Below are 23,368 nucleotides of genomic sequence, written 5' to 3' on the forward strand. Positions count from 1 at the left end.
GATGCAACCGTGGAAGAAAAAGAAGTCCCTCATGCGCGCGCCGAAGATCACGGCCGTATTCGAACCAATGGAGCGCGAGGTCCTGGGCGATCTCACCGCCACCGTCTCTGAGGCGATCATTAAGCGCGCCCAGTCCGCGCCCAAGGACGAGCTGGCGGAAATGCTGGACATGCCCACCGGCCATACCGAGGCCCCGGATGATCCCTCGCTGGCCCGTCTCTTCCCGGACTTTGAAATGCCCGGCGATGAGGAATATGAAGGCGATGCATCATTGCTGCGTTCCCTGCATGAAAACGACATTGCGCGCGCCAAGCTGGAAAACCTGCAGGTGATTGGCTCTGCCCTCGGACCTACCGGTGGGGTAGAGGTCACCATCAACGAACAAGAGGCCCAGGCCTTCGTCGCTGGCCTCAACGACCTCCGCCTCTTTGTCGCGGCGGGCGATGTGGCCGATGACAACCTGATGTCTGACCGCGATAGCCTCGTGGAGTGGCTGGCTTTTTGCCAGGATTCGCTGCTGCAGGTGTTGATGGACTAATGCCGGACGGCATGAGCATCGGGCACTATAGCGGCACCGATACCGGAGTCACAGTGCTCTACTGCGGGCCGGGCGGAGCGCTCGGCAGCGTCGATGTGCGCGGCGGCGGCCCAGGCACCCGCGAAACGGACCTTTTACAGCCGCACAATACGGTCGAGCGCGTCCACGCCGTGGTGTTAGCAGGCGGCTCCGCCTTTGGCTTGGCCGCTGCCGACGGCGTGATGAATGAGCTGGCAGAGCAAGGGATCGGCTTTCCCGTCTTCGGGGAGGACAAGCCTGGGCCGCGCGTGCCTATCGTTCCCGGCGCCGTGATTTTTGATCTGCTGGTCGGGCCTTCCCGTCCCGGTCCGGAGGAAGGCGCAGCCGCGCTGCGAGCCGCATTCACGGGCAGCGACGAATCCATGGGGTCGGTGGGAGCCGGCGTGGGTGCTACTGCTGGCAAACTGCGCGGCGGCTTCGGGCTGGCCACGCGCCGGGTGGGTGACTACGAGGTCAGCGCCGCGATGGTTGCCAACCCCGTGGGCGAGGTCATCGAGCCGCAGTCCGGCCGGCTGTACGGCGCGCCGGGGCACACCCCGGTCAATGCTGCCGCCTACCGCGCCTTGCCGCACCCAGCGGAGTCCAAGCTCAATACCACCATTGGCGCCGTGCTTACCGACGCCCCCGTTACCACCGCCCAAGCCCAGCGCCTGGCCATGACTGCCCACGACGGCATCGCCCGCGCTGTACGCCCTGCGCATTCGCCGCTGGATGGGGACACGATTTTCGCCTTGTCCACTGCCGAGCGCCCGGCCGAACTGAGCACGCAGGTGATAACCCAGCTGTGCGCCGCGGCCGCCGACGCCGTGGAAGAAGCCATCGTCAACGCGGTCACCGCCGCCGACCCCGGCCTAGGCTTGAGCGCGTACCGCGATCTGCTGGACTAAGATAAGGCGCATTATGACTTTAGGTGGAACATCTAACTACCAGCCGGCGCCCACGGGCCAGGTCAATCGCGGCGATTCCAAGAACTACACCCGCAGTGGCCGCATCACCACCGGCTTTTCTATAGCCATTGGCTTTCTCGTGGTGGAGTGGGCGGTCCACATCATCAACGCCTTCCTGTTTGGTGGCCAGCTTTCTAACTACGGCATTCGCCCGCTGGATTTCAATGGCATCTGGGGCATTGTCACCGCCCCGCTGCTCCACGCCAACTTTGAGCACTTGATGTCTAACTCGGTGCCCGGCGCCATCTTCTGCTTCCTCATCGGTCTGTCCGGCCGCAAGGCCTGGTGGGAGGTCACGCTGATCACCACGCTGGTCGCGGGTCTTGGAACCTGGTTTATCGGCGGCCCCGGTACCTCCCATATCGGTGCTTCCAGCTTGGTCTATGGCTGGCTGGCATATCTGATTGTGCGCGGAATTTTTAACCGCTCGCTCATCCAGACCATCTTGGGCATCGTGCTCGGCTTCGCCTACTCCGGCTTGGTATGGGGCGTGTTGCCCGTCTACGAGGGCGTGAGCTGGCAGGGCCACCTCTTCGGTGCCATCGGCGGAATCCTCGCCGGTATGACCATTACCTCGGACGACCCGGTTAAGGCAGTGAAGCGCTAATGCCAACTGCGACCTCTCCCATCGGCATCTTTGATTCCGGCGTGGGCGGGCTCACCGTGGCCCGCGCGGTGATGGAACAGCTGCCGCACGAATCCGTCATCTATACCGGCGATACCGCCCACAGCCCTTATGGCCCGCGGCCCATCTCTGAAGTCCGCGCCTTTTCCCAAGACGTGGCCGATCGGCTGGTGGAACGAGGCTGCAAAATGCTGGTCATCGCGTGCAATACCGCCACCGCCGCCTTCCTACACGATGCGCGCGAGCGCTACGATATCCCCATCGTGGAGGTCATCCGGCCCGCGGTGCGCCGTGCCATGTCCACCACGCGCAATGGAAAAATCGGCGTCATCGGCACTGAAGGCACCATCAAGTCTGGCGCCTATCAAGACTTATTCGCACTCAACCCCAAGGTGCAGGCCTTTGCCACCGCCTGCCCGGACTTTGTTCCCTTTGTCGAGCGGGGCATTACCGCCGGCCGCCAGATTCTCGGCGTCGCAGAGGGCTACCTGGCCCCGCTGCAAGCGCAAGGGGTAGACACGCTGGTGTTGGGCTGCACGCATTATCCGCTGTTGACCGGCATTATCCAGCTGGCGATGGGCGATAATGTTTCGCTGGTGACCTCCTCAGAGGAGACCACCAAGGATGTGATGCGGATTCTCACGGAAACGGATATGTTGGCCCCCGCAGATAATCAGCCGGTCCACACTTTTGAATCTACCGGCGACCCAGAGGCCTTTGCCCGCCTTGCCACGCGCTTTCTCGGCCCCCAGATTGCATAAGGAAGTGCAATTTCTCCCCCGTTTGCACGTTGAGTACGCATGCGGGGTGATTTCATGGAACTATTGAGCCCATGAAGCTGACCATCCTAGGCTGCTCCGGTAGCGTCCCCACCGCCCAGAATCCCGCCTCAGGCTACTTGCTGTCCTTCGATAATGCGCCGTCCATCGTCCTCGATATGGGCCCTGGCACCTTGGCGCAGCTGGAACAGCAGCAGGATCCTTGTGATGCGCACGTGGCCTTTAGCCATTTGCATGCCGATCACTGCCTGGATTTTCCTTCCCTGATGGTGTGGCGCCGCTTCCATCCCACGGCGCCGGCGGCTTCGCGCAATATGTGCTTCGGGCCGAAGGCTACGCCCACGCACCTGGGCCGCCTGTCCTCCGATGAGGTCGATGGCATCGATGACATGTCCGATACCTTCGCCTTTAGTGCCTGGGAGCCGGGCGAGCGCCAGCTGGTAGATGATGTCTATATCACCCCCTTCGCGGTAAACCACCCGGTAGAGGCCTATGCCTTGCGCGTGGAGCATACGAAGACGGGCCAGATTATTACCTATTCCGGTGACTCTTCGTATACGCCCGCGCTTGTCGAAGCCGCCCGTGGTGCCGACATCTTCCTCTGCGAGGCGGCCTGGGGCGAGACCTCTGAGGGCAAGGCGCCGGACATGCATATGTCGGGCGCGGAAGCCGGTAGGGCGGCGCGCGAGGCGGGTGTGAGCAAGCTCGTGCTCATCCACATTCAGCCGTGGGGCGATGCGCAAGCTACTTTGGAGGCCGCCCGCTCCGAATTCGACGGCGAGATTGTCCTCGGCGCCGCGGGGATGGAGTTCTAAGATACGCTGGGCGGCATGACTGAATTTACTCGTGCCGATGGGCGCGCGCTCGACCAGATGCGCAGCGTCCGCATTACCCGCAATTTCACCACCAACCCGGCCGGCTCGGTGCTGGTGGAGTTTGGCAATACCCGCGTCATGTGCACTGCATCTGTGGAATATGGCGTGCCGCGCTTCAAGCGTGATTCGGGCGAAGGCTGGCTTACCGCCGAGTACGCCATGCTGCCTTCTGCCACCCATGACCGCATGCCGCGCGAATCCATGAAGGGCAAGGTCAAGGGCCGCACCCATGAGATTTCCCGCCTCGTCGGCCGCTCCCTGCGCGCCGCGGTGGACTTGGAGGAGCTGGGCGAGAACACCATCCAGCTCGACTGCGACGTCCTCCAGGCTGATGGCGGCACCCGCACTGCGTCTATCACCGGCGCCTATGTTGCGCTTGCCGACGCCATCGCACACCTCAAGGCCGAGGGCGTCGTCCCCGGCGAGCCGCTGCTCGATCCCATCGCAGCGGTCTCGGTCGGCATCATTGATGGCGAAATCTGCCTCGACCTGCCCTATGAGGAAGACTCCCGCGCCGAGGTCGACCTCAACGTGGTGATGCAGGAATCCGGTGACTTCGTGGAAATCCAGGGCACCGGCGAGCATGGCCTCTTTGGCCGCGAGGAGCTCAACGAGATGCTAGACGTAGCCCAGAAGGGCTGCCGCGAGCTCATTGCCGCACAGAAGGCGGCGCTGGGGTGGTAATTCTCGTCGCGTCCAATAACCCGAAGAAGCTCGCGGAGCTGGAGCGCATCCTGGCCGACGCCGGCATCGAGGGCGTCGAGCTGCGCCCGCTATCCGCCGTGGAGCCCTACCCAGAGCCGGTGGAAGACGGCCGCACCTTTGCCGATAACGCGCTCATCAAGGCCCGCGCCGGCGCGGCCGCGACCGGCTTTGCCACCATCGCGGATGATTCCGGCCTGGCCATCGAAGAGCTCAACGGCATGCCCGGCGTGCTTTCCGCCCGCTGGTCCGGCCAGCACGGCAATGACCAGGCCAATAATGACCTGGTCTTGGCACAGATGGCCGATGTCCCCGATGAGCGCCGCGCCGCCGCCTTTGTCTCCGTCTGCGCGCTCGTGACTCCCGATGGCACCGAGCACGTGGCCGAGGGCCGCTGGGAAGGCCGCTTCCTGCGCGAGCCGCGCGGGGACAACGGCTTTGGCTATGACCCGCTCTTTCAGCCAGAAGGCGAGTCCCGGTCGGCCGCGGAGATGGTCTCAGAAGAAAAGAACGCGGTCTCGCATCGCGGCCGCGCTCTAAGTCAACTAGTCCCCGCCATCGCGGAGCTGGTTCGTAGTTCCTAAAGCTGGAACTCCTCCTTAATCTCCTTGCGGCGCTTGTGCTCCATCCAGAAGGACAGGAAGGGCACCACGCCGGCAAGGGCGGTGGTAAAGAGCTTGCCCACCGGCCACAGCGCGCGCGGGCCGAGGATGAGGATGGACAGCAGGTAGGTCATGTACGCGATGCCGTGCACGATCGCGATATAGGTGGCCCACTCTGGGATCTCCATGCCGATGAGGTACTGGCAGACCATGCGGATGACCAGGATAATCAGGAAGACACCGGTCACGGTGGCCGCGATGGAGAAAAACTTCAAAGGTCCGCGGATGCGGGCCTGGCGGGCGGGGTGAACTTTATTGGTCATAATCAGCTTTCTTCATTCTCGCCGCGCCGGCGGCGCGGGGTATTCATGGCGTTGAACGTTTCCACATCTATCTGCGGCCGCTGGGGCAGGAAATCCTCATCGATTTTGGTATCTGCCTGCGGCTGTGCGGGAGACTCAGCCGGGGCCTCAGTGACGGTGCTATCCATGTCGCGGGCTTCTTCCTCGGCCGCAAGGCGCTCGTTTTCATAGCGCAGCGTGGTGCGATAGGCATAGACCACGAACACGGCGAACAGTGGCCACTGGAAGGCATAGCCCAAGTTTTGGAAGGTGCCCGAGCCGGAGCGGAAGCGCGTCCATTGCCAATAGGCCAGGAATAGGAAGAGCACGACGAAAAACGCGATGAGGAGGATGTGCCACCACCGCACCTGCATGCGCTTGTTCTTCTTTTCCTCTTGAGTGCTCACGCGTTCCACCCTACCCACCAGCGGCCGGAAAACAGAACACCCCTGGTTTCTGGATTGACGGCGTGCCGTGTACACTATGGCAAGTCCCCCGCGCCCGTGGCGGAATTGGCAGACGCGCTAGATTTAGGTTCTAGTGTCTTATGACGTGTGAGTTCAAGTCTCACCGGGCGCACTATCGGCGCCGCTGGCTCTCGAAGCTGGCGGCGCTTTCGCATATCACCGCCCGCATAGTCGCCCTAAGATGGTCATCATGAAAAAGCTGCTTTCCACCCTAGTCGCCGTCATTCTCATTGCCGCCGTGGCTGCCGCCGCGGTGTTCATTTGGCAGGTGCGGGAACCGGTGGAGGTGGAGACCGAATCGAGTAATACCAAGGTCATCAAGGCCGTGGAGCGTGAAGAGCAGGTGGTGCTCGTCTCGCTGGGTATCGAGGGCCTATCGGAGGAATCCGCCAACAGCAAGCTGTGGAATTGGCAGGTCCCGGGCAGCGAGCGCACCCAGTACATCAAGTACTCCTACCGCGCGAAGCTCGGCATCGAAGGTTCGCAGGTTCAGGTGGAAGAAGAATCCCCGCACCACTTCCGCGTGCAGATCCCAGAGTTCATTTTCATCGGGCACTCGGATGAGAATTTCGAAACCGCGGTGGAGGACAACGGCGCGTTGAGCTGGATTACCCCGGATATCGATAAGGCGGAAACCATCACCAAAATCCTCAATGAGGATAAAAAGAAAGAGGACATCGCGGATAATCGCGATGTCCTCCAATCCCAGGCCAAGCAGTTCTACACCGGCATTATTTCCGGAGTGGACCCAGAGGCCGAGGTGGACTTTTCTTTTCGCTAACTAGTCCACCTCGGTGAACTTGCGGTCCCACGAGGAGCGGACCGGGTTGGCATCGGCCAGCAGGATATCGAAGCGGTCGTTGGCAATTTCTACGATTTCGCCCAGTGCGGTGCGGTACTCCTGCTCCGGGGAGTTGGCTAGGCGGCGCACGCCGGCATCAATGACGCGGTCGACGGTGTCATTGGTATCCAAATAGGCCACAAACGGCATGTCAAAGCGCTCGCGGTAGGCGGCGGAAAGCTCGGTGATGCGCTCGGTCTGCACATCATCCAGGTCGGTCAGGCCCAGGGAGCCGCGGTCGGCGGAGATGGTGGCGGCCTCGTCGGCGTCGGCAAGCAGCAGCTCATCCATGGCCGGGTAATCGTGGATGAGGGCGGCGCGGCGGGAATCATCCGCGGTCAGCACGGCCACCTGAATGGCCGCGCGCAGCTCATTAACATCGCCGAAGGGCCGCGACTCCCACGCCAGCTCCAGCGGCCAGGTCTCGTTATTAAACAGCGGGCGCAGCGCCGAGACGAATTCCTCGCGGGAGGCGCCATTGAGCTGCTGCAAGCTCACGCTCTTGCCGACGGCCCGAGACACCTGCGTTCCCTGCTTGCCCCCTGTATGGAAGAACAAAAGGTTGAGCACGATGGCGGTAATGGCGCCGATGGACATGCCAGAAGAGACGAAGGTTTGTGCCCACTCCGGGAAGGCGGTGGCGATATCCGGCTTGAAGGTCACCAGCATGGCCAAGCCCAGCGCGGAGGTGACGATGACGGAGTTGCGGCCATCAGAAAGATCGGATTTGGCGATGGTCTGCAGACCCACCCACGCCACGTTGGCGAAAAGTGCCAGAGACGCGCCGCCGAGAACCGGGGAGGGGATGGAGGCCACGACCGCGCCGGCCTTGGGCAGAATGCCCAGCACCATCATGAACCCGGCGGCGGCAACGGCCACCCAGCGCGACTTCACGCTGGTCAGGCGCACCAGGCCAACGTTTTGGGCAAAGCAGGTATAGGGGAAGGAGTTCATCACGCCGCCCACCAGGGTGGACAGACCATCGGCGCGAATGGCACGCACGACGTCATCGCGGCGGATGCGCTTTTTTACAATCTCGCCGGTGGCAAAGACGTCACCGGTGGTCTCCACCATGGTGATGATCATGACGATGATGAGCGAGAAAATAGCTACTAGGTCAAACTTCGGCATACCGAAGTAGAACGGGGTAGTAATGCCGAGGGCGGGGGCGGAGGAGACCTCGTCAAAGGAGGCGTCGCCAAGCACGAGCGCCACGCCAGTGCCTAAGACTAGGCCGATGAGCACGGCCAGAGTGCCCAGGAATCCCGAGGAAAAACGCTGCACCAAGATGATGACCGCGAGCGTGCCAAAGCCATAGAGCAAGTCGCGGGTGGCCGGCACGCCCTCGGCGTAATTGACAAAGTCATTGGCCGACACCCCCAACAGTGACGTACCCATAACCAGCAGGACCGAACCGGTAACCACCGGCGGGAAGAAGCGCAGCACCTTGCCAAAGACCGGCGCCGCAAAGAAGGTAAAAAGGCCGGCGACAATAATGGCGCCATAGATGGTAGGCAGCGAGGCCACCCCACCCGCGCCGTCGGTTGCGCCCAAGCCGATGGCAATAATCGGGGAGACGGCCGTAGTAGTCACGCCTTGCACGATGGGCAGGCGCACGCCAATGCGCTTGCCGACGCCCAGGGACTGAATGATCGTCGCAATGCCACAGGTCAACAGGTCCGCATTAATGAGGTGGATGGTGGTTTCCGCATCCAGATTGAGCGAGCCGGCAATAAGCAGCGGGACGATGACTGCGCCGGCATAAAACGCCAGCACATGCTGTAAACCCAAGGCAGCTAGTTTGGGTGTGGGTGGGACGATATCTACTGGATGCTTGGGCTGGGAAGCCACGAAGTCCTCCTTTGTGCGGAAGCGAAGCTGAACGGGATTAACAGTAGAGGTTCGTGCAGGTAGCGACCAAAATCTAGCGGTGATGAGGAACACGTTCGGGGCTAGTTCACCCCCGATAAAAGACGTACGTGCGTTCTGCATGAAACCACTAACCAGCTAAACAACACGACCGGTTTATTACTTGGCTTTCAAACGTTTGCGAGACTTGTTATTACCAGGGATTTAGTCAACAATTGAGGCCAGAGGGGCTTGGTGCTGTGGCTCGAAGAAAGCGGCATTTATCCCCTGCTAGAAATTCGCCCGAAAGAAGGGAATTATGACTACCGCAACGCAGCCTCAACAGTTTGAAGCTTGGAAGGGATTTGAGTCCGGTCCATGGACCGAGGGCATCAACGTCCGCGACTTCATCCAGCGCAACTACACGCCGTACGACGGCGACTCCAGCTTCCTGGCAGGCCCGACCGAGAAGACCAAGCGTGTCTGGGACACCCTGGAAAAGAATTACCTGTCCGTCGAGCGCAAGCAGCGCGTCTACGACGTTGACACCCACACCCCGACCGACATCGACGCCTTCCCGGCCGGCTACATCTCAGAGGACGACGACGTTATCGTCGGTCTGCAGACTGATACCCCGCTGAAGCGCGCCATGATGCCGTTCGGTGGCTGGCGCATGGTCAAGCAGGCTATCGCCGAAGCGGGCAAGGAAGTAGATCCTGAGGTGGAGAAGATCTTCACCCGTTACCGCAAGACCCACAACGATGCGGTCTTCGATATCTACACCCCGCGCATCCGCGCTGCTCGTTCATCACACATCATCACCGGCCTGCCGGATGCTTACGGCCGTGGCCGCATCATCGGCGACTACCGCCGTGTCGCACTTTATGGTGTGGATTACCTGATCGAGGAAAAGCAGGCTTCCCGCGATTCCGTCGCAGATGCTGGCTTCTCTGAGCACTGGGCACGCTTCCGCGAGGAGCACTCCGAGCAGATCAAGGCCCTGAAGAAGCTCAAGAAGATGGCCGAGTCCTACGGCTTCGACATCTCCCAGCCGGCCAAGACCGCTCACGAGGCAGTGCAGTGGACCTACTTCGGCTACCTGGCTTCCATTAAGTCCCAGGATGGCGCCGCAATGTCCATCGGCCGCCTGTCCGCCTTCTTCGATTGCTACTTCGAGCGCGACCTCGCCGCTGGCATCATCACCGAGGAAGACGCCCAGGAGATCATTGACTCCCTGGTTCTCAAGCTGCGTATCGTTCGCTTCCTGCGCACCATCGACTACGACCAGATCTTCTCTGGCGACCCATACTGGGCAACCTGGTCCGACGCTGGCTTTGGCAACGACGGCCGCCACATGGTCACCAAGACCTCCTTCCGTCTGCTGCAGACCCTGGTGAACCTTGGCCCATCACCTGAGCCGAACATCACCATCTTCTGGGATCCGAAGCTGCCAGAGGGCTACAAGGAATTCTGCGCCCACATCTCCATTGAGACCTCCTCCATCCAGTACGAGTCTGACCGCCAGATTCGTGAGCAGTGGGGCGATGACGCCGCAATTGCTTGCTGTGTCTCCCCGATGGAAGTTGGCAAGCAGATGCAGTTCTTCGGCGCTCGTGTGAACGCCGCAAAGGCTCTGCTCTACGCCATCAACGGCGGCCGCGATGAGGTATCCGGCAAGCAGGTTGTCGAAGGCTACGAGCCCATCAAGGGCGACGGCCCGCTGGACTTCGACGAGGTCTGGCAGAAGTACGAGGAGATGCTGGACTGGGTTGTTGGCACCTACGTTGAGGCCCTAAACATCATCCACTACTCCCACGACAAGTACGCCTACGAGGCAGTCGAGATGGCGCTGCACGATTCCAATATCGTCCGCTCCATGGGCTGCGGCATCGCCGGCCTGTCCATCGTCGCCGACTCCCTGGCTGCTATCAAGTACGCTAAGGTCACCCCGGTACGCGACGAGACCGGCCTGATTACGGACTACATCACCGAAGGTGAGTTCCCGTTCTACGGCAACGATGACGACCGCGCCGATGATATCGCCGCTACCATTGTCCACACCGTGATGGAAAAGATTAAGGCCATCCCGATGTACCGCAATGCCATCCCAACCCAGTCCGTGCTGACCATTACCTCGAACGTGGTCTACGGCAAGGCAACAGGCGCCTTCCCGTCGGGCCACAAGGCCGGCACGCCGTTCTCCCCAGGCGCTAACCCTGAAAACGGTGCTGACAGCCACGGCATGGTTGCTTCCATGCTGTCCGTCGGCAAGCTGGATTACAAGGACGCCTTGGACGGCATCTCGCTGACCAACACCATTACTCCTTCCGGATTGGGCCGCACCCCAGAAGAGCGCATCAATAACTTGGTGGGCGTTCTGGATGCCGGCTTCATCATGGAGAAGTAAAAACCACCAACCCTCAACCATCTCGAAAAGGAGAAAATCATGGCAACCCCAACTTTCGAAGACCGCATGTCAGCAATGAAGGCAAACCGCGATGCACACCAGATGAACTCTGGTCTGTACCACGCAAACATCAACGTGCTGGACAAGTCCACCCTCGAGGACGCCGTTGAGCACCCAGAGAAGTACCCGAACCTCACCGTTCGCGTCTCTGGCTACGCTGTCAACTTTGTCAAGCTGACCAAGGAGCAGCAGCTCGACGTTATCTCCCGCACCTTCCACCAGGGTTCCTAATCATGGCAGATGGCGTTACTGGTGTCGTTACCCTCTCTCCTGAAGAAGGAGAGCGAGTCCGCGGCGCGGCCGCGGGCCTGGGAAATGACGCTCAATTCGATGACATTACCCGCCCCGAACTCATGGAGGCGCGCCGTACCGGCGATATTGCCCTCGTGCACTCTTGGGAGCTCGTGACCGCCGTCGATGGCCCGGGTACCCGCATGACGATGTTCATGTCCGGCTGCCCACTGCGCTGCCAGTACTGCCATAACCCAGACACCTGGGAGATGAAGACCGGCACGCTGGAGCGGGTCGAGGATGTGGTCAAGCGCATTAAGCGTTATAAGCCAATCTTCAACGCTTCCGGTGGCGGTCTCACCATCTCCGGTGGTGAACCCCTCTTCCAACTTTCTTTCACGCGCCGCGTGCTCAAGGAAGTTCACGATGCGGGCATTCACACCACCATCGATACTGCCGGTTACCTCGGTGCGCGTTTGCGTGACGAGGACCTGGACAATATCGACCTCGTGCTTCTCGACGTCAAGTCGGGCGACGAGGAAACCTATCGCAAGGTCACTCAGCGCGAACTCCAGCCCACGCTGGACTTCGGCGACAGGCTAAACAAGATGGGCAAGTCGGTGTGGATCCGCTTCGTGGTGGTGCCAGACCTCACGGACTCGCCAGAGAACGTGGAAAATGTGGCCAATATCGTGGCGCGTTGGAAATCCAACGTTGAGCGCGTTGAGGTCCTGCCTTTCCACAATATGGGCAAGGACAAGTGGGATAGCTTGGGCATGAACTACCAGCTAGCTGACACGAAGCCACCAAAGCCGGAGGATGTGGAGAAAATCCGCGACGTCTTCCGCTCGAAGGGCTTGGAAGTCTACTAGCCTGGGAGGACATGACCTCCTATCGCCGCTTCGGCCACACAATTAAAGAGCACCACCTAGAAGTCCCGTGGGATTATTCCAATCCCCACGGGACTTTTGGGCTTTACGCCCGCGAAATAATCCCGCCCGGCGGCGAGGGCCTGCCCGCATTGCTCTACCTGCAGGGCGGTCCTGGTTTCCCGGCGCCTCGGCCATTGGCGCCTACGGGGCTGATTGGCAAGGCACTGGAGCGCTACCGCGTTATCCTCATGGATCAGCGCGGCACCGGCCGCTCGCACCGCATTGATGCGCTTAGCCCGGCCGCAGAGCGCACTGCAGAGCACTTGGCGTTGCTGCGCCAAGACAATATCGTCCGCGATGCCGAGCGCCTGCGCGAGCACCTCGGAATCGAGAAATGGTCGCTGTTCGGGCAGTCTTTCGGCGGTTTTTGCATCACCGCCTACCTATCCCAGGCACCCGAGCGCGTCGAGCATGCTTTCTTCACCGGCGGCATCCCCACGCTGAAGGGCGCGGACGAGCTCTACCGCGCTACCTTCAGCAAACTCAAGGCCCGCCAGCAGCGTTTCTACCGCGAATTCCCGTGGGCACAAGGCCGGATCGAGGAGATCATTTCCCACCTGGACAATTCAGATGAGCGGCTTCCTACCGGTGAGCGCCTGTCCGCGCTGCGCTTTCGTACCATCGGCATTGAGCTCGGCCGTGGCACCGGCTTTGATTCGCTGGCCTATCTGCTGGAGGAGCCCTTCCGCACCGAGGCGGGGGAGAAGCGGTTGCGGGGTGATTTCCTGGCGGACGTCGGCCAGCGCGTGAGCTTTGCAGACGCTCCGTTGTACGCCGCAATCCATGAGTCGATTTATGGCGGCGCCGGTGGCCAGGCCGCTACGAACTGGGCGGCGCACCGCGTGCGCGAGGAATTTCCGGAGTTTGCTGAGGGCGGCACCTGGCTGACCGGCGAGCACATTTTCCCCTGGCAGTTCGACGAGGACCCAGCCTTGCAAGCGTTTGCCGACGCCGCCCATGGTCTTGCCCGCCACGAATTCTCCCCGCCCTATGCGTTGGGCGAGGTGCCCACCACGGCCGCGGCCATCTACGTTGATGATATTTTCGTCCCGCTCGAGGAGTCCTTGGCTACGGCCGCGCACCTGGGAGACCTGCGGCCGTGGATTAACAATGAATTCCAGCACAACGGCATCCGCGAGGATGGTGCGACCATCTTGGGGAAGCTCTTTTCGCTTATTGACGATCACTAGCATTTCGCTATTTCCTATGCGAAAATATTAGTGATCATCACGACATTTAGGGAGATTCAATGATTGCCACCATAGTAATAGTTTTTATCCTGCTGATTATCTTGGGAACGCTTTTCGATGGCTATTTCATCGTTCGCACTCGCGAAGCTGCCATTTTGGAGCGTTTGGGCAAATTCCAAAAGGTGGCGCATGCTGGCCTGCACTTTAAGATGCCGTGGGTGGACCGTGTACGCGATAAGATTTCGCTGCAGGTGCGCCAGCTGGATGTGATGGTGGAGACCAAGACGAAGGACAATGTCTTCGTCCAAATCCCTGTTGCCGTGCAGTACGAGGTAGTCCAGGGGCGCGAGCGCGAGGCGTACTACATGCTCTCCAATCACGAGCAGCAGATTGTGGCCTACGTCCAGGACAATGTTCGTTCCTCCGTAGCGAATATGAACCTAGATGATTCCTTCTCCTCCAAGGACACCATCGCCCGCAATGTTGCGGCCTCCCTGCGCGACAACATGGCCGAGTATGGCTGGAATTTTGTCAACACCTTGGTCACCGATATTCGCCCCGATTCCCGGGTGCGCGAGTCCATGAACTCCATTAACGCGGCGCAGCGCGAGCGCGAGGCGGCCGTCGCCCAGGCGGAGGCTGAAAAGATCCGCGTGGTCAAGGAAGCTGAGGGTGCAGCCGAGGCGAAGAAGCTGCAGGGCCGCGGCGTCGCCGACCAGCGTAAGGAAATCGTCGAGGGCATTGCCCAGCAGTACGAGATGCTTCGCGACGCCGGCGTGGAAGAATCCCCCGAAGCCCTCATGCTGGTTTCCCAGTACCTCGACGCAATGGTCGACGTCTCCCACAACGGCCAGGCGTCCGTTCTTTACATGCCCTCTAACCCGCAGGGGATGGGCGATCTTTTCAGCGGTATGCGCGATGTCCTCATGGCCAATCGCGCCCTCGACTCTGCCGAGGAGCCGTCGCAGCGCCGTCGCCTGCAGCCTAAGAAACCTTCCCGCGCCGAAGAAATCGAGCGCGAATCCAAGCGTCAGGCCGAACGCGCCAAGCGCGAAGCCATCGCCGCTTCCCAGCACGCTGAGCAGCAACGCTCCGAGCACCAGCAGGCAGAGCCGCAGCCGCAGCAGGGCCCGCACTCCACTGCGCAGCCCCAGGCTGCCCGCGAGTATTTCCAGCAGCTGCGCGAGCAACTAAAAAACGAGGAGTAGCCCTGAGCATCGATAACCTCTTTGATGCCTATACCGCGCAGCGTGGCATAACCCGCCGCGCGGAGGTGATCCCCGATCACGAGTGTCAGGTCTTCGCCACCGACGGCCATCCTGACTCTGGCCGTGATGCGTTAAGCGCCGCGCGCGACCTTGTCCACGACATTCTTATGGCCGATGACACGCCGAGTAGCGCTACCTCGCAGAGGCAGCGCTAACGGACCCAGCGGACCTTGCCATTGACCCGGGCAAGGCGCCCGCGCAGCGGCGGGGCATTTGGATCATCTTGGTTGACCCCGTTGTGGTAGGGGCAGCATACCGTCAGGTTCTCCATATTGGTCAACCCGCCGTGTTTCCACGCCTTGAGGTGATGGATCTGGGCCTTGTCCGCCGGATGGTTGCACGGCGGCCATGGGCAGGTGGGATTTTCGGCCGCGGCCATCTGCCGCTGTTTCTCGGTGGCGTAACGCGATGTGCGATACAGGTTGACTGGGCCCTTGACGGGGTGGATAAGCGTCGCGAGGCCGTGCTCGGTGAAGGTGCGCTCGACGAGTTCGGCGCCGGAAATGGTGGCGCCATTGCTAAGGCGCAGCGTGACTTCCTCGCCGTCGCCGTCCAGGATTTGGTCTAGAGCGTTGAGCGGGATGATGACGTTGGTGGTGGTGCGCGCGGAAGGCGCGCCGGTGCCGCGAAGGAGGTCGCGGAGGGAATCGAGTGGGCGGTCGGGGTCGAGCGCGGCGTCGAATTCAGCAAGGAAGGCCGAGGGTGCGGTAATCCGCATGGTCCACGGTCCGTTAGGGCGGCGAAGGAGTTGGACGCCTTCGCGGGGTGGCATGCGGCGCGGGCGAAGTTCGCGCAGGCGCTGCTTGGCGCGGCGGGCAATTTCAGAAGCCGGACCACGCAGGCGGCACAGCTCCACGCGTAGGTTCCACGCCTCACGCTTAGTGCGCACCCGGGAGGCGTACTTTTCAATCAGCTTGAGCGTTACGAGATCGTGGTGGCGGGCGGCCGCGGCTGCGTGACGTTGCTTGCGGCTGAAGCCGGTCGGGCCGAAGTAGACCGCGGCCAGGGCGCGGAGGTCGCGGGCCTCGACATCCGGCAAGCCCAGATCGAGAAGGGCGCACTCAGACATGCCGTGGGCCTCGGCGAGGATGTCCATCGCCGAGGCAATATGGGTGGCATAGGCCTTAAGTGCGCTCATGGCTGCAACTTTAAGCAGAGCCGGCGGGTGAGCCGAGGCGAAGACGTCCGCAGCTGTGGATAACTTGTTTAAGCGTCAACTGCCCCAGTGGGCCGCAATGGCAAATAGATACGAAACGAGCATGCGCTTAATCTCTACGACCACGGCGTCAAAGTCGCCTGGGTCGCCCGCAGTTGCGTAATTGAGCTGCGAGACCACGCTGTGGATAAGGAAGCCGGCCAGGTCAATGCGTTGGTCATCGCTCATGGACGGCGCGAGCGGGGAGAGGATTTCTGACAAGGGGCAAAGCAGCTGACGCTCGGTATCTGCGGCCGTCGCGCGGGTGGCGGGGGTGGATTGCACGGCATGCCACACGGCGCGCCGGGAGGGATCGTCGCGCCACATGCGCGCCAGGTGATCGATGGTTTCATCCAGCACATCGGGCCACTGCACGTCCGGGGCACGGCGGGAGAAGCGCTCGATTTCGGCCCGGCTGGCGGCCGTGTCTTGGCGGTCGAGCTCGCAGACGAGCACGTATTTATTGGCAAAGAACTGATACAGCGTGCCGATGGGCACCCCGGCGCGGTGGGCGACTTCGTCGACGGTGAAGGATTCAAAGCCGACGTCGACAAGCACGGCGCGGGCGGCCTGCAGAATGCGCTCGAAGCGCTCGCGACTGCGCGCCTGCGCTGGCCGACGCCGCGGTAGCAGAATCTCTCCCACGCGCTAGCTAAGCCCCTTCATCACGCGGGCGACGTGGCCGGTGGCCTTGACGTTGTAGTGCGTCTGGCCGATGGTGCCATCCGGCTCGACCAGGAAGGTGGAGCGGATAACGCCCTGGACGACCTTGCCGTAGTTCTTCTTTTCCCCAAACGCGCCGTAGGCGGTCATGACAGACTTATCAGGATCCGACAGCAGCGGGAAGTTCAGCTCGTGGTCCGCGCGGAACTTCGCCAGCGCCTCCGGCTTATCTGGCGAGATGCCTACGACGGCAATATTGAGATCATTGAGCTGTTCCAGGGAATCGCGGAAATCGCAGGCTTCCTTGGTGCAGCCCGGGGTATTGGCGCGGGGGTAGAAGTAGACCAATACGTGCTGGCCTGCGTAATCGGCGAGGGAAACGGTGTTTCCGGCGTCGTCGGCAAGCGCAAAAGCAGGGGCGGTATCTCCAACATTCAAACGGTTTTCAGTCATGGTTTCCACCTTACTTACCGCCCGGGCTGCACGCTTTTGGGGCGGCGGGGTAGAATGACCCCGTTAAGAGCGAACCTAAGTTAAGAGGAGAACTTCGTGGCACGCAATATTGAAGACATTCAGCGCGATATCGAGCGCACCCGCCGCCAGCTGGCCGGCACCTTGGACGAGCTGGCACAGCGCAGCAAGCCGCAGAACTTTGCCAACGAGGCTAAGACCGCGGCCACCGATAAGCTGCAGGACCGCAACGTGCAGATGGCCCTGGGTGGCGTCGGCGCCGCTGTGGTTGGCCTGATTGCTTTCTCGGTCTTCCGCTCTCGCCGCCGCAAGAGCGACCTGAAGGAGCTGCAGCGCCTGCTGTCCGAGCGCCACTAATTGTGAAGTCCCCGCACACCGCGGGGACTTTTTCGTAGGCTGGGTTGGGATGAAGACACCAATCCCTTTTTATTTGCAGGAAATCCTCACCAAGGTGCGCGATAATCGCGACGGCGCCGTGGCGGACTATATTCCGGAGCTGGCTAAGGCGGAGCCTGAATACCTCGGCGCCGCGATGTGCACCACCACCGGCCACGTTTATTCTGCGGGCGATGATGAGGTGGAATTTACCCTTCAGTCCTTGTCCAAGCCTTTTGTTTATGCGCTGGCTCTCCAGGAGCTTGGTCTTTCCGCGGTGCGCGAGATTGTGGGTATGGAGCCTTCGGGCGAGGCCTTCAACGAGCTTTCGCTCAACCGAGATGACCATCGGCCGGTCAACCCGATGATTAATGCGGGCGCGATTGCGGTCACGCAGCTGATTAATGGCGTGGATTCGGAGCCTGCCGCGCGCGTGGAGCGCCTGCGCACCTATTTTTCGCGGCTGGCGGGGCGCGATTTGCTTATCGACGACGCCATGCGTTCCTCCGAGCTGGAAGTCAGCGAACGCAACCTCTCGCTGGCGCACATGTTGCGCAACTACGACATCATCCAGGACGAGGCGCACGATGCGGTGTCGACCTATATTGAGCAGTGCTCGATTGTGGTGACGGTGCGGGATTTGGCCGTGATGTCGGCAACGTTGGCGAATGGTGGCGTGCAGCCGGTGACGGGGGACAAGATTCTCGATGCGGACGTGTGCCGGTTGACGCTATCGGTAATGAGCTCGGCCGGCATGTACGACGGCGCCGGCCGGTGGATGGCCGAGGTGGGTATCCCGGCGAAGTCGGGTGTTTCGGGCGGCCTGCTGGGCACGCTGCCGGGCCAGCTGGGCGTGGCGACATTCTCGCCGCGACTGAACAAGGAAGGCAACTCGGTGCGCGGGGTGGATGCGTTCAAGCTGTTGTCGAAGGACATGGGCCTGCACCTGATGTCTACGGACGAGCGCTATGGCGTGAACCCGGTGCGCAAGGTGGAGCAGGACGCGGAGCTGACCGTGATCTACCTGCAGGGCCTGATCAACTTCAACGCGGCCGAGACTATCTTGTACGAGTTGATGGAGTCGGATTTTGGCGAGGGCACGGTGGTGCTCGAGCTATCGCATATTACGGGCACGAACCGCATGGGCCGACGCATGCTGAAGGAGGGGCTGCGCCGAATTCGCGAGTCTGGCTTCGATATTGCCATCGTGGATCCGGATGGGGAGCTGGAAGATCGCACCATGTCGGACGGCACCGAGGTGCCCAAGGGAGAGCCGGAAGACTACACGATCAACGGTGAACCCGTTTAGGTTTGGGTTACCTTACTTAGTCAGGTTAGGATGTCCTATGTAAGGCTCCTCGCGGCTGCCGCGAGGGCATCCAACAACCAAGGACTAAAAATGGCTCATACCCCCTTCAAGGTGATGGCGGTTGTGGCGGCGTCGGCAACCGCGCTCGTCGGCTGCGGCGCGGCTGAGGAAGTAGCTGGCGGCTCCAGCGGCGATGCTGAGTTCTCCTTCACCGATATCACCGGCCGTGATGTGGAACTGGATAAGGCTCCCGATCGCGTGATTTTGGGGGAGGGTCGATCGATTTTTGCCACCGGCGTGCTCAATACCGATAATCCGCTGGATAAGGTCGTCGGCATTGGCACGGACTTGAAGCAAAACGTGCCGGATTACTACAACGCGCTGGAAAAGGAGCTGCCCTCCGTTAACGAGGTTCCGGAGATTGGCGGCTTCACCAAAGGCGATGTCACCGTGGAGAAGCTTGTGAGCTTGGATCCGGATCTCATCGTGCTGTCGCTGGATCAATACGATGCCTCCCGCGAAGCGGGCCTGACCGACAAGATGGAGCAGGCCGGCCTGAAGTACGCGGTGACCGACTTCCGTCGCGACCCGCTGGAGAATACCCCTAAGACCATGGACATCTTCGGCGAAATCTTCGGCCAAGAGGACCGCGCGGAGGAATTCAACGCGGATTGGCAAAAGACCGTGGACTTGGTGGAGGAACGCGCGGAGAAGGTTAAGGATAAGCCGCGGACCTTCGTCTGGCGTGCGGCCGGCGTTTCCGATTGCTGCGGTTCGTGGAACGATTCCAATATCTCCCAGCTGGTCAACGCGGCCGGCGGCGAGAATATTGCCGATGAAATCATCCCGGGCGAGTCCGGCACAATCACCCCGGAAAAGGTCCTAGAAGCCGACCCGGACATGATCATTGCTACCGGTGGCGATTGGTCCGATATGAAGGACGATGAGGGTCACCCAGTCGGCTATGCGGCCGTCGGTTATGGCATCGATGAAAAGGAAGCCAAGGGCAGTGTGGCTAAGCTGCCGGGCAAGCAGGCCGGCTTCGATAAGCTGCGTGCGGTCAAGGAGCGCCACTTCCACAGCATGTGGCACCAGTTCTATGATTCGCCGTTTAATTACCTGGCGCTGCTGCAGGTCGCCGAGTGGATTGATCCGGAGGCGTATGCCGATATGGACGTCGCCAAGCAGTGGATGGACGCGCAAGAAAAGTACTCGCCGGTCTCTGGCGAGGGAACCTTCTTTAGCACCAACTAATGGAGGGCGCAGAGGTAGCCGCGCTAGCGCGGCAGCATAAGAAGTTAACGTGGCAACGCATCGGTATTGTGGCGGGCCTGACGCTGATTGCGGCCGTGGCTTTTATCATCAGCAACTTTGTGGGCGCGATTGATATCAGCCCGGGCGAGGTCATGAAGGGCATCGTGAATCCCGCGGGTCTGGAGGACCAGACGCGCACGGTGCTGTGGCAACTGCGCCTGCCTATGGCCGTGATGGCCGTGCTTATCGGTATGGCCTTGTCCTTGGCCGGCGCGGAGATGCAGACCATCCTCAATAACCCGCTAGCCGAGCCGTTTACCCTCGGCATTTCTGCGGCCGCCGCGTTTGGCGGCGCCAGCTCCATCGTGCTCAAGTGGCAGCTGATTGCGCAGCCGCAGTTTAACTTGGCGCTGGTGGCGTGGCTTGCGGCCGCGGTGGCTACGGCCATTATTGTTATCGCGGCCGTTATCCGCGGCGCGAAGGCGGAGACCATGGTGCTGCTGGGCATTGGCTTGGTGTTCTTCTTCCAAGCCATGCTGGCGCTTATTCAATACCAGTCCTCGGCCGAGGCGCTGCAGCAGATCGTCTTTTGGTCCATGGGTTCTCTTACCCGCGCCAATTGGGCGGCCAACGGCGTGCTGGCGGCCGTGCTGATTATCGCCCTGCCCATTTTGTGGGCGCTGGGCTGGCGCCTTACTGCCTTGCGGCTTGGTGACGCCCGCGCTACCGCCATGGGCATCAATACCTCCCGCCTGCGCGTTGTGGTGCTCATCGTGGTCTCGCTCGTTGCGGCGACTACCGTGGCCTTCGCGGGCATCATCGGCTTCATTGGCTTGGTGGGCCCGCACATCGCCCGCATGTTGGTGGGTGAGGATCAGCGTTACTTCCTGCCGGCCTCCATGGCGGCGGGCGCGGCCGTGATGTGTGCCGCGCATGCGGTGAGCCTGATGATTAAGCCGGGCCTGGCTATTCCCATTGGCATTGTTACCTCGCTTCTGGGCGTGCCATTCTTCATTGCCATCGTTATGACCCGAAGGAGGGCATTGTGGACGTAGAACTGACTATTTCCGGGCTGAGTGCGGCCTATGGCAAGCACCGCGTGCTGGAGTCCGTGGATGTGGAAAAACTCCACGGCGGGCAGTTGGTGGGCCTGTTGGGTCCGAATGCCTCCGGCAAGACCACGCTTATCAAGTCCCTGGCCGGCGTGCACCGCGGCTGCGATGGTGAGGTGGATTTCCGCGTCGATGGCACGGCCCCGCGCGGCAAGCGTCGCCGGCAGCTCATCGGCTACGTGCCGCAGGATCTCACGAGCACAGCCGCGCTGCGGGCATTTGAGGCCGTGCTGATCTCTGCGCGCCGTGAGGCCTGCGAGGACCCGATTACGCGCACCGGTGAGGTGCTGCACTCGCTGGGCCTAGACGCGATTGCCTCGCGCTACCTCAATGAGCTTTCCGGCGGCCAGCGCCAGCTGGTGGCGGTGGCGCAGATGTTGGTGGGCAACCCAGGCCTGATGCTTCTCGACGAACCTACGTCCGCCCTCGACCTGCACCACCAGATCTTTGTATTGGATGAGGTGCGTGCGAAGGCGAAGCGCGACGGCAGCCTAGGCCTAGTGGCCATCCACGACATCAACCTGGCTGCGCGCATGTGCGACCAGCTGGTGGTGCTTAAGAAGGGCCATATTCGCGCTCAGGGCGCGCCGTCGGACGTTCTCACGGGGGAGCTCGTGGAAGGCGTGTATGGGGTAGAGGCGGACGTCGTCCAGCATGGCGGCGCTCCGCTCATTGCCCCGCTGCGGGTAAGATAACAAAAAGGCCGGGCGATTGCCCGGCCTAATTTTTTGTTTAAATTTTTAAGTGGTGCGCCATCAGGGAATCGAACCCCGAACCCACTGATTAAGAGTCAGTTGCTCTGCCAATTGAGCTAATGGCGCATTGTTGACTTCCTGCCGTGTGGCTCTCTGTGCAACGAGTAGATACTCTAGCAGCCATTCTTGAAAAGTGTAAAATCGCCTGGTCATCGCATATTTTTAGGAGTGTATAACGAATTGGTTAATGCCTGAAGTGGCTTCTGGTAATTGCTGGATCGAGACGCTAATCTAAATTGGTCTTTGAAAGCAGCAAATACGTGTCTAAGGGCAACTCAGTGAAACATTCCCTCCCTATTGCGCGCCGCCTCATCGCGGCCGCGGGCGTTGCGTGCATTTCCCTAGCCGCCGCCTCCTGCTCCTCCGATTCCTCTGCCGAGAATCAGGCCGCTGACCAAGAATCCACCGCCGCAAGCGCGGACGGGGAGAAGGGCAGCGGCAAAGAGGGCAAAGAGTCCGAAAAGAAAAAGGATGGCCTGAAGGTTTCCGTGAAAGACGGGGCGAAGAACGTGGATCCGTCCCAGCCCGTCACCGTGAAGACCACCGGCAAGCTCAAGAGCGTCACCATGACCAATGAAATGGGCGTGGAAGTCAAAGAAAAGCTCTCCAAGGACGCCAAGACGTGGTCTACTGCGGAGGACTTGGGCTATAACCACACCTATTCCATCGTGGCCTCCGATGTGGATGGCAACAAGAAGAAACTCAGTTTTTCCACTCCGCAAGCAGCGGGCGTTGCCGAGGTCTCGCTTACCCCGATCCCGGACTCTGAGGTCGGCGTAGGCCAGGTCATTGGCGTGAACTTCGGCGTGCCGATTACGGACCGCAAGGCGGCCGAGAAGACCATTACTGTGACCACCAACCCTGAGGTTAAGGGCGCTTTCTACTGGGTCAACAACCAAGAGGTGCGCTGGCGTCCAAAGGAATACTGGGAGCCGGGCACCAAGGTTGAGGTGAAGGTGGACCAGTACGGCAAGGCCCTAGGCGGCGGAATCTATGGCGGCGAGAACGCCAAGACCAATTTCACCATCGGTGACCGCACCGTGGCGATTATCGATAACGCCACCAAGACCATGAAGGTCTTCAAGAATAAGAAGTTCTTGCGCGCCATCCCGGTCTCGCTCGGCCGCGATTATCAGTACGATACGCCAAACGGGCGCTACATCATTGGCGATGAGCACCCGCAGCTGCTGATGGACTCCGAGACCTTTGGCCTAGCCCATGAGGCAGGCGGCTACCGCACGACCGTGGACTGGGCTACCCAGATGTCCTATTCCGGCATCTATGTCCACTCCGCTCCGTGGTCCGTATGGGCGCAGGGCAATACCAATACTTCCCATGGCTGCATCAACGTGACACCGGAGGCTGCCCAGTGGTTCCAGGAGACGATGAAGCGCGGCGACGTGGTGCGCGTATTCAATACCTACGGTGAAACGCTTAATGCGATGGACGGCCTGGGTGACTGGAATATGTCCTGGGACGAGTGGTCCAAGGGCAACGCGGATGCCAATCAGTAGCGCCTAATCGCGGCGCAGGCGATGAGCG

General features: G+C 61.0%; 23 protein-coding genes, 2 tRNA genes and 1 pseudogene. 19 read left to right on the top strand and 7 right to left on the bottom strand.

All coding sequences use genetic code 11. The features are described 5' to 3' along the window. Position 1 precedes the first annotated feature (1 nt). The 7 genes from MHY24_RS08890 to rdgB all read left to right on the top strand — a co-directional run bounded on the left by MHY24_RS08890 (position 2) and on the right by rdgB (position 5,089). Positions 2 to 538 carry a DUF2017 domain-containing protein gene (locus tag MHY24_RS08890; RefSeq protein ID WP_005323949.1) on the top strand — a complete coding sequence of 179 codons (537 nt, stop codon included), beginning with the start codon at positions 2 to 4 and terminating at the stop codon, positions 536 to 538. Then, the gene (locus tag MHY24_RS08895) at positions 538 to 1,464 is read left to right on the top strand and encodes a P1 family peptidase (protein ID WP_239230069.1); all 927 of its coding nucleotides are present in this window, start codon (positions 538 to 540) and stop codon (positions 1,462 to 1,464) included. Before MHY24_RS08890 ends, MHY24_RS08895 begins: the two co-directional genes overlap by 1 nt. A 13-nt stretch (positions 1,465 to 1,477) precedes the next feature. Next, the gene (locus MHY24_RS08900) at positions 1,478 to 2,131 is read left to right on the top strand and encodes a rhomboid family intramembrane serine protease (RefSeq protein WP_204611082.1); all 654 of its coding nucleotides are present in this window, start codon (positions 1,478 to 1,480) and stop codon (positions 2,129 to 2,131) included. Then, positions 2,131 to 2,910 carry a glutamate racemase gene (murI, locus tag MHY24_RS08905; RefSeq protein ID WP_204611083.1) on the top strand — a complete coding sequence of 260 codons (780 nt, stop codon included), beginning with the start codon at positions 2,131 to 2,133 and terminating at the stop codon, positions 2,908 to 2,910. Before MHY24_RS08900 ends, murI begins: the two co-directional genes overlap by 1 nt. Before the next feature lie 71 nt (positions 2,911 to 2,981). Next, positions 2,982 to 3,743 carry an MBL fold metallo-hydrolase gene (locus MHY24_RS08910; protein ID WP_204611084.1) on the top strand — a complete coding sequence of 254 codons (762 nt, stop codon included), beginning with the start codon at positions 2,982 to 2,984 and terminating at the stop codon, positions 3,741 to 3,743. Positions 3,744 to 3,758: 15 nt separating this feature from the next. Further along, positions 3,759 to 4,487, top strand: a complete 729-nt coding sequence (gene rph / locus MHY24_RS08915; RefSeq protein WP_005323955.1) for a ribonuclease PH — start codon at positions 3,759 to 3,761, stop codon at positions 4,485 to 4,487. Then, positions 4,481 to 5,089 carry an RdgB/HAM1 family non-canonical purine NTP pyrophosphatase gene (gene rdgB / locus MHY24_RS08920; protein WP_204611085.1) on the top strand — a complete coding sequence of 203 codons (609 nt, stop codon included), beginning with the start codon at positions 4,481 to 4,483 and terminating at the stop codon, positions 5,087 to 5,089. The genes rph and rdgB overlap by 7 nt, the downstream gene beginning before the upstream one ends. Here rdgB and MHY24_RS08925 read toward each other — a convergent pair. Next, a complete protein-coding gene (locus MHY24_RS08925; protein ID WP_204611086.1) occupies positions 5,086 to 5,430 on the bottom strand; it encodes a DUF3817 domain-containing protein in 345 nt (114 codons plus the stop codon). The genes rdgB and MHY24_RS08925 overlap by 4 nt on opposite strands. Positions 5,431 to 5,432: 2 nt before the next feature. Further along, the gene (locus MHY24_RS08930; protein WP_204611410.1) at positions 5,433 to 5,822 is read right to left on the bottom strand and encodes a hypothetical protein; all 390 of its coding nucleotides are present in this window, start codon (positions 5,820 to 5,822) and stop codon (positions 5,433 to 5,435) included. A 123-nt stretch (positions 5,823 to 5,945) separates the two neighbouring features. Here MHY24_RS08930 and MHY24_RS08935 point away from each other — a divergent pair. Beyond that, positions 5,946 to 6,027 (top strand) — tRNA-Leu (locus MHY24_RS08935). Between the two features lie 78 nt (positions 6,028 to 6,105). Further along, positions 6,106 to 6,696, top strand: coding sequence for a hypothetical protein (locus MHY24_RS08940; RefSeq protein ID WP_239192218.1), 591 nt, complete (start codon positions 6,106 to 6,108; stop codon positions 6,694 to 6,696). On the opposite strand, the gene MHY24_RS08945 is transcribed toward MHY24_RS08940, so the two are convergent. Next, entirely contained in the window at positions 6,697 to 8,607 is a 1,911-nt protein-coding gene (locus MHY24_RS08945; protein ID WP_239229975.1) for a solute carrier family 23 protein, read from the bottom strand. 316 nt (positions 8,608 to 8,923) lie between these two features. Between MHY24_RS08945 and pflB the strand changes: the two are divergent. The 4 genes and pseudogenes from pflB to MHY24_RS08965 all read left to right on the top strand — a co-directional run bounded on the left by pflB (position 8,924) and on the right by MHY24_RS08965 (position 14,632). After that, positions 8,924 to 11,302 (top strand): annotated as a pseudogene (gene pflB / locus MHY24_RS08950) (formate C-acetyltransferase). Positions 11,303 to 11,304: 2 nt separating this feature from the next. Then, positions 11,305 to 12,174, top strand: a complete 870-nt coding sequence (gene pflA / locus MHY24_RS08955) for a pyruvate formate-lyase-activating protein (protein ID WP_204611092.1) — start codon at positions 11,305 to 11,307, stop codon at positions 12,172 to 12,174. A gap of 11 nt (positions 12,175 to 12,185) precedes the next feature. Further along, a complete protein-coding gene (locus MHY24_RS08960; RefSeq protein ID WP_239229978.1) occupies positions 12,186 to 13,424 on the top strand; it encodes an alpha/beta fold hydrolase in 1,239 nt (412 codons plus the stop codon). Positions 13,425 to 13,483: 59 nt separating this feature from the next. Continuing rightward, a complete protein-coding gene (locus MHY24_RS08965) occupies positions 13,484 to 14,632 on the top strand; it encodes an SPFH domain-containing protein (protein WP_239229987.1) in 1,149 nt (382 codons plus the stop codon). A gap of 211 nt (positions 14,633 to 14,843) precedes the next feature. On the opposite strand, the gene MHY24_RS08970 is transcribed toward MHY24_RS08965, so the two are convergent. The 3 genes from MHY24_RS08970 to bcp all read right to left on the bottom strand — a co-directional run bounded on the left by MHY24_RS08970 (position 14,844) and on the right by bcp (position 17,003). Further along, positions 14,844 to 15,830: an HNH endonuclease signature motif containing protein gene (locus tag MHY24_RS08970; RefSeq protein ID WP_239229988.1), complete on the bottom strand. Its 987-nt coding sequence runs from the start codon at positions 15,828 to 15,830 to the stop codon at positions 14,844 to 14,846. A 75-nt stretch (positions 15,831 to 15,905) separates the two neighbouring features. After that, a complete protein-coding gene (locus MHY24_RS08975) occupies positions 15,906 to 16,532 on the bottom strand; it encodes a TetR/AcrR family transcriptional regulator (protein WP_204611100.1) in 627 nt (208 codons plus the stop codon). 3 nt (positions 16,533 to 16,535) lie between these two features. Further along, complete coding sequence (bcp, locus tag MHY24_RS08980) at positions 16,536 to 17,003, bottom strand: thioredoxin-dependent thiol peroxidase (protein ID WP_239230002.1); 468 nt, start codon at positions 17,001 to 17,003, stop codon at positions 16,536 to 16,538. Positions 17,004 to 17,099: 96 nt separating this feature from the next. On the opposite strand from bcp, the gene MHY24_RS08985 reads away from it, so the two are divergent. From MHY24_RS08985 to MHY24_RS09005, 5 genes are all read left to right on the top strand, one after another. After that, positions 17,100 to 17,378 carry a DUF3618 domain-containing protein gene (locus tag MHY24_RS08985; protein ID WP_005323988.1) on the top strand — a complete coding sequence of 93 codons (279 nt, stop codon included), beginning with the start codon at positions 17,100 to 17,102 and terminating at the stop codon, positions 17,376 to 17,378. Between the two features lie 49 nt (positions 17,379 to 17,427). Next, on the top strand, positions 17,428 to 18,705 hold the full coding sequence (locus MHY24_RS08990; protein WP_204611101.1) for a glutaminase: 1,278 nt from the start codon (positions 17,428 to 17,430) through the stop codon (positions 18,703 to 18,705). A gap of 90 nt (positions 18,706 to 18,795) precedes the next feature. Further along, entirely contained in the window at positions 18,796 to 19,959 is a 1,164-nt protein-coding gene (locus MHY24_RS08995) for an ABC transporter substrate-binding protein (RefSeq protein WP_239230013.1), read from the top strand. After that, a complete protein-coding gene (locus tag MHY24_RS09000) occupies positions 19,959 to 21,014 on the top strand; it encodes an iron ABC transporter permease (RefSeq protein ID WP_204611103.1) in 1,056 nt (351 codons plus the stop codon). The genes MHY24_RS08995 and MHY24_RS09000 overlap by 1 nt, the downstream gene beginning before the upstream one ends. Then, on the top strand, positions 21,005 to 21,766 hold the full coding sequence (locus MHY24_RS09005; protein WP_204611104.1) for an ABC transporter ATP-binding protein: 762 nt from the start codon (positions 21,005 to 21,007) through the stop codon (positions 21,764 to 21,766). Before MHY24_RS09000 ends, MHY24_RS09005 begins: the two co-directional genes overlap by 10 nt. Before the next feature lie 50 nt (positions 21,767 to 21,816). On the opposite strand, the gene MHY24_RS09010 is transcribed toward MHY24_RS09005, so the two are convergent. Continuing rightward, positions 21,817 to 21,892: transfer RNA gene (locus MHY24_RS09010), tRNA-Lys, on the bottom strand. Positions 21,893 to 22,104: 212 nt separating this feature from the next. Here MHY24_RS09010 and MHY24_RS09015 point away from each other — a divergent pair. Further along, the gene (locus tag MHY24_RS09015; protein ID WP_239230015.1) at positions 22,105 to 23,340 is read left to right on the top strand and encodes an Ig-like domain-containing protein; all 1,236 of its coding nucleotides are present in this window, start codon (positions 22,105 to 22,107) and stop codon (positions 23,338 to 23,340) included. Positions 23,341 to 23,368: the final 28 nt, after the last annotated feature.

The organism is Corynebacterium sp. ACRPQ (genome assembly GCF_022347225.1).
Classification (GTDB): domain Bacteria; phylum Actinomycetota; class Actinomycetes; order Mycobacteriales; family Mycobacteriaceae; genus Corynebacterium; species Corynebacterium tuberculostearicum_D.

Coding starts and splice junctions, on each gene's coding strand:
- MHY24_RS08970 (WP_239229988.1), bottom strand. CDS start 15,830: ATGAGCGCACTTAAGGCCTATGCCACCCATATTGCCTCGGCGATGGAC.
- MHY24_RS08960 (WP_239229978.1), top strand. CDS start 12,186: ATGACCTCCTATCGCCGCTTCGGCCACACAATTAAAGAGCACCACCTA.
- MHY24_RS08890 (WP_005323949.1), top strand. CDS start 2: ATGCAACCGTGGAAGAAAAAGAAGTCCCTCATGCGCGCGCCGAAGATC.
- murI (WP_204611083.1), top strand. CDS start 2,131: ATGCCAACTGCGACCTCTCCCATCGGCATCTTTGATTCCGGCGTGGGC.
- rph (WP_005323955.1), top strand. CDS start 3,759: ATGACTGAATTTACTCGTGCCGATGGGCGCGCGCTCGACCAGATGCGC.
- MHY24_RS09000 (WP_204611103.1), top strand. CDS start 19,959: ATGGAGGGCGCAGAGGTAGCCGCGCTAGCGCGGCAGCATAAGAAGTTA.
- MHY24_RS08910 (WP_204611084.1), top strand. CDS start 2,982: ATGAAGCTGACCATCCTAGGCTGCTCCGGTAGCGTCCCCACCGCCCAG.
- MHY24_RS08990 (WP_204611101.1), top strand. CDS start 17,428: ATGAAGACACCAATCCCTTTTTATTTGCAGGAAATCCTCACCAAGGTG.
- MHY24_RS08930 (WP_204611410.1), bottom strand. CDS start 5,822: ATGCAGGTGCGGTGGTGGCACATCCTCCTCATCGCGTTTTTCGTCGTG.
- pflA (WP_204611092.1), top strand. CDS start 11,305: ATGGCAGATGGCGTTACTGGTGTCGTTACCCTCTCTCCTGAAGAAGGA.
- MHY24_RS08995 (WP_239230013.1), top strand. CDS start 18,796: ATGGCTCATACCCCCTTCAAGGTGATGGCGGTTGTGGCGGCGTCGGCA.
- MHY24_RS08925 (WP_204611086.1), bottom strand. CDS start 5,430: ATGACCAATAAAGTTCACCCCGCCCGCCAGGCCCGCATCCGCGGACCT.
- bcp (WP_239230002.1), bottom strand. CDS start 17,003: ATGACTGAAAACCGTTTGAATGTTGGAGATACCGCCCCTGCTTTTGCG.
- MHY24_RS08900 (WP_204611082.1), top strand. CDS start 1,478: ATGACTTTAGGTGGAACATCTAACTACCAGCCGGCGCCCACGGGCCAG.
- MHY24_RS08940 (WP_239192218.1), top strand. CDS start 6,106: ATGAAAAAGCTGCTTTCCACCCTAGTCGCCGTCATTCTCATTGCCGCC.
- MHY24_RS08965 (WP_239229987.1), top strand. CDS start 13,484: ATGATTGCCACCATAGTAATAGTTTTTATCCTGCTGATTATCTTGGGA.
- MHY24_RS08895 (WP_239230069.1), top strand. CDS start 538: ATGCCGGACGGCATGAGCATCGGGCACTATAGCGGCACCGATACCGGA.